At 73.4% G+C, this 4,828-nt stretch carries 3 protein-coding genes and 1 other RNA gene; all 4 read left to right on the top strand.

Annotation, left to right across the window (positions count from 1 at the left end; translation table 11 throughout):
• Nucleotides 1-94: 94 nt before the first annotated feature.
• The 4 genes from ACFWOG_RS39585 (at nucleotide 95) to ACFWOG_RS39600 (ending at nucleotide 4,742) form a co-directional block, all read left to right on the top strand.
• Nucleotides 95-1,243, top strand: coding sequence for a S41 family peptidase (locus ACFWOG_RS39585; RefSeq protein WP_355399116.1), 1,149 nt, complete (start codon nucleotides 95-97; stop codon nucleotides 1,241-1,243).
• 66 nt (nucleotides 1,244-1,309) lie between these two features.
• Nucleotides 1,310-1,786 carry an SsrA-binding protein SmpB gene (smpB, locus tag ACFWOG_RS39590; RefSeq protein ID WP_329883580.1) on the top strand — a complete coding sequence of 159 codons (477 nt, stop codon included), beginning with the start codon at nucleotides 1,310-1,312 and terminating at the stop codon, nucleotides 1,784-1,786.
• A gap of 105 nt (nucleotides 1,787-1,891) precedes the next feature.
• Nucleotides 1,892-2,273, top strand: a transfer-messenger RNA (tmRNA) gene (ssrA, locus tag ACFWOG_RS39595).
• Between the two features lie 153 nt (nucleotides 2,274-2,426).
• On the top strand, nucleotides 2,427-4,742 hold the full coding sequence (locus ACFWOG_RS39600; protein WP_329952510.1) for a UvrD-helicase domain-containing protein: 2,316 nt from the start codon (nucleotides 2,427-2,429) through the stop codon (nucleotides 4,740-4,742).
• Nucleotides 4,743-4,828: the final 86 nt, after the last annotated feature.

Below are 4,828 nucleotides of genomic sequence, written 5' to 3' on the forward strand. Positions count from 1 at the left end.
CCCCGGACGGCACTGCGCCGTCCGGGGCCGCCGCCGTTCCGCCGCCCACCGTTCCGGCCCGGTGTGCTCCGCGCTGCGCCTACACTCCGATTCCATGCCAGTAACTCCGCGCGGGGCCCGTCAGGTGGCCACCCTCAGCCTGGTGTTCGGTGTGGTGCTGCTGGCCGGCGCCGCCACCGGCGCCTGGGGGGAGCCGGGCACGCCGGGCCGGCCGCCGTCGGCGGACACCGCCCGGGTCGCCGCCGCGACCCTCGGGGCGGGCCAGGACCCGGCCGGCGCCGACCTGTCCGAACAGCAGGCCGAGCACCTCATCGGTGCGGTCGGCGACCGCTGGGGCGCCTACTACAGCGCGCAGGAGTACGCCGAGTTCAGCCAGGGCCTGGGCGGTCGCTACGTCGGGGTCGGCCTCTCGGTCGGCCGCGGCCAGGACGGCGCCACCGCCGTCTCCCGGGTGCAGCCCGCCGGGCCCGCCGCCGCCGCCGGGATCGCGGTCGGCGACCGGCTGCTGCGGATCGGCGCCGACCAGGCCGACCACCTGCCCGTCACCGAGGTGGTCGCCCGGTTGCGCGGACGCGAGGACGGCGAGCGGCAGGTCGGCTCCGAGGTGGTCCTGGCGGTGCAGCGGGGGGAGGGCGAGGTCCGCGAGGTGCGCCTGCGCCGGGCTCTGCTGGACAGTCAGCAGGTGGCCGCCGAACGCCTGGCGGGCGGCGTCGTCCGGGTCACCGTCCGGGCCTTCACCAGCGGGGTGGCCGAGCAGGTCCGGGCCGCCGTGCGTGACGCGCGGGCCGGGGTGGTGCTCGACCTGCGCGGCAACTCCGGCGGGCTGGTCGAGGAGGCCGCCGGCACCGCCGGGGTCTTCCTGGACGGCGGCCCGGTCGGCTCCTACCAGGACCGCGGGGGGACGCGCGAGCTGACCGCCCCGCCCGGCGGGGACCAGCGCACACCGCTCGTCGTCCTGGTGGACGGCGGCACGATGAGCGCCGCCGAGCTGCTCACCGGAGCGCTCCAGGACCGCGGCCGGGCCGTGGTGGTCGGGAGCAGGACGTTCGGCAAGGGCACCGTGCAGCAGCCCAGCCGGCTCGCCGACGGCGCGGTGCTGGAACTGACCGTCGGCCGCTACTTCACCCCGGCCGGCCGCTCCCCGGAGGGCACCGGCCTGGCCCCGGACGTGCCCGCGGCCGACGCCGAGGACACCGCCGGACTCGCCCTGCGGGTGCTCGCCGGCCTGGGCACCCGCGCCTGAACCCCGGCGCGCGCGCCCAAAAGGGGCTGCCCCGACCGGCCCCGAAGTGCGAGAATGGCCGACGCTATGGCAAAGGAAACCGGACAGAAGCTGATCGCGCAGAACAAGAAGGCGCGACACGAGTACACCATCCTCGACACCTACGAGTGCGGTCTCGTGCTCACCGGCACCGAGGTGAAGTCACTGCGCGAGGGTCGGGCCAACCTGGTCGACGGCTACGCGTACATCCAGAACCACGAGGCGTGGATCGACAACGTCTTCATCCCCGAGTACACCCAGGGGACGTGGACCAACCACGCGGCACGGCGCAAGCGCAAGCTGCTCCTGCACAGGATGGAGATCCAGAAGATCGAGGCGAAGGTCCGGGACGCGGGCCACACCCTCGTCCCGCTCTCGCTGTACTTCAAGGACGGCCGGGTGAAGCTCGAACTGGCGCTCGCGATCGGCAAGAAGCTCTACGACAAGCGGCAGACCCTGAGGGAGAAGCAGGACACCCGCGAGACGGCCCGCGCGGTGGCGGCGGCCCGCCGGCGTCAGAGCTGACACGGACGGCTCGGCGTTAATCGGCTGGACCCTCGCCCGTCGCCTCGCGTAGTATGGCGGCAGCACCACGGACGGTCAACGTCCTGTTGTTTCTCAAAAAAACATGGGGATGATCGGTTTCGACAGGGGAAGTCGAAACAGGAGAAGCGAGCCGAGGAACGCGGCAATGATCTCGTTAACCACGTGTCGCAAACAAATAATCGCCAACTCTAAGAGCGATTCCCAGCAGTTCGCTCTCGCTGCCTAATAAGCTCCGATAGCGCTTGGGTGTCAGACCGGGGAGTTCCCGACCCGGACCCTGGCATAATCTAGGGAACTCAACCGTCCACCCGGGCTGCGGGGGTGGATGGGAAATCAAACAGTAGCTGGGCCTGTTGGCGGCTTGTCCGCGTGACTGCCAGGGCCGAGAAAATCACAGCGGACTGCGCTCGGAGAAGTCCTGAATCCACTCCACTGGACCCGGGTTCGATTCCCGGCATCTCCACCACCCCATGTTCACAGTGTGCAGGCCGCCCACCGCTCAGCGGTGGGCGGCCTGCATGTTTTTCGCTCCCGATGCGGCGCGCCACCGCGGTCGCGGCGTAGGATCTTCCGTCCGCTCGTTTCCCAGAGCCGGACTCCCGCCGCAACCACCGAGGCCATGCAGAGCAACACGGACACCAGCAACACGGGCAGCGCCGCCATCGACCACGAGACGGTCCGCGCGCGAGAGATCGCCGGGGAGCAGCGCCACCTCGACACCGTCTACCACCGCCTGGAGGAGAAACTCGCCGAGGCCGAGTACATCCTGGAGGACGCCGCCAAGCGCGTGCACGTCGGCACCCCCGGCGCGCTCGCCGAGCGGGACGCCCAGGTGTACCGGGCCGGCGCGCACCTCCAGCGGCTCAACAACGAGTTCGAGGACTTCCTCTTCGGTCGGATCGACCTCCAACAGCCGGATGCCCCGGAGGAGCACGGCATCCCCTCCAACACCCCGCTCGACCCGGCCGACCCGGCCGTCGCCGAGACCCTGCACATCGGCCGGCTCGGAGTGCTGGACGCCGAGTACGGGCCGCTGGTGATCGACTGGCGGGCCCCGGCCGCGGCGCCGTTCTACCGGTCGACCCCGCTGGAGCCCGGTCGGGTGATCCGCCGCCGGGTGATCCGCTCCAAGGGCCGCAAGGTGATCGGCGTCGAGGACGACCTGCTCCGCCCCGACCTCACGCCCACGCTGGGCGGCGAGGAACTGGCGGTGGTCGGCGACGGCGCACTGATGGCCTCCCTGGGCCGCGCCCGCAGCCACTCGATGCGCGACATCGTCTCCTCCATCCAGAAGGAGCAGGACGAGGTGATCCGCGCCCCCGCGGCCGGGGCCACGCTCGTCACCGGCGGGCCCGGTACCGGCAAGACCGCCGTGGCCCTGCACCGCGCCGCCTTCCTGCTCTACCAGGACCGCCGCCGCTACGCCGGGGGCATCCTGGTGGTCTCGCCGACCCCGCTGCTGGTCTCCTACACCGAGGGCGTGCTGCCCTCGCTGGGCGAGGAGGGCCAGGTCGCCGTCCGCGCGGTCGGTTCGCTGGTGGACGGCATCGAGGCGGGCACCTACGACACCCCGGAGGCGGCCCGGATCAAGGGCTCGGCCCGGATGACGCACCTGCTGCGCCGGGCCGCCCGGGGCGTGCTGGAGCTGGGCGCGCCGCAGGAGCTGAAGGTGGTCGCGCGCGGCGAGGTGCTGCGGCTGGACGCCGGCCGGCTCAAGGCGGTGCGCGGCAACGTCATCGGCTCGGGCGGCACCCCGCTGAACCTGCTCCGCCCGCGGGCCCGCCGGCTGCTGCTGGACGCGCTCTGGCAGGAGGTCACCCGCCACCTGCCCAGACCCACCGACCACTACGCCCGCGAGCAGCGTCAGGAGGAGAAGGAGTCCTTCGACGACTACGTCTCGGACGAGCCGCCGTTCCTGAACTTCCTGGACGCCTGGTGGCCCGTGGTCACCCCGCGCCGGGTGCTCGGCACGCTGAAGCGGACCCGGCACACCAACCGGATCGCCCGCCGCGCCGTCACCCCCGAGGAGGCGAGGGTGCTGGCCGAGTCCTGGCGGCACCTGTCCGAGCAGGGCGAGGGCGCGCTCTCCGCGCACGACGTGGCGCTGGTGGACGAGCTGCAGGTGCTGCTCGGCGAGGCGGCCCGGCCGAAGGTGCGCGAGGTCGACGCGGTGGACCTGCTGACCGGGCTGGAGGAGGTCACCACCTTCGCCGACCGCTCGTCGAGGCAGCGCGACCGCATGCCGCTGGAGCGCACCGAGTACGCGCACATCATCGTCGACGAGGCGCAGGACCTCACCCCGATGCAGTGGCGGATGATCGGCCGCCGGGCCCGGACGGCCACGTGGACCATCGTCGGCGACCCGGCGCAGTCCTCCTGGCCGTTCCCGCAGGAGGCCCAGGCCGCGCTGGACGACGTGCTGTCCGGCAAGCCGCGCCGCCGCTACACGCTGACGGTGAACTACCGGAACCCGGCCGAGATCGCGGAGGTGGCGGCCAAGGTCCTGGCCCTGGCGGCGCCCGGCACGCCGTCACCGAGCGCGGTGCGGCACGTGGGTGTCGAGCCGCGGTTCACGGCGGTGACCGACCCGGCGCCGGAGGCGTTCGGCGCGGCGTGCCGGGCCGAACTGGAGCGGCTGCTGGGCGAGGTGGACGGCACGGTGGCCGTCGTGGTGCCGATGGACCGGCGGGCCGAGGCGGCCGGCTGGACCGCGGGGCTGGGCGAGCGCGTGGTGGCGCTGGGCAGCCTGGAGGCCAAGGGCCTGGAGTACGACGCGACCGTGGTCGCCGACCCGACCGGCATCGCCGGGGAGTCGGAGGCGGGGCTGCGGGTGCTCTACGTGGCGCTGACCCGGGCCACCCAGCGGCTGACGGTGCTGTCCGGTCCGGACGACCTGCCGGACGCGGCCGGCGTGCCCGCGCTGCTGCGCGACTGACGGGCCGTCGGGCGGGCCCGCGCCCGGGCCCGCCCCCCGGGGGCGGCCCCCCGCCCGGCCCGCGGCGGAGGGGGGGGTGGGGGGGT

It is taken from the genome of Kitasatospora sp. NPDC058406, from assembly GCF_042722765.1.
GTDB lineage: Bacteria > Actinomycetota > Actinomycetes > Streptomycetales > Streptomycetaceae > Kitasatospora.

Coding starts and splice junctions, on each gene's coding strand:
- ACFWOG_RS39585 (WP_355399116.1), top strand. CDS start 95: ATGCCAGTAACTCCGCGCGGGGCCCGTCAGGTGGCCACCCTCAGCCTG.
- smpB (WP_329883580.1), top strand. CDS start 1,310: ATGGCAAAGGAAACCGGACAGAAGCTGATCGCGCAGAACAAGAAGGCG.
- ACFWOG_RS39600 (WP_329952510.1), top strand. CDS start 2,427: ATGCAGAGCAACACGGACACCAGCAACACGGGCAGCGCCGCCATCGAC.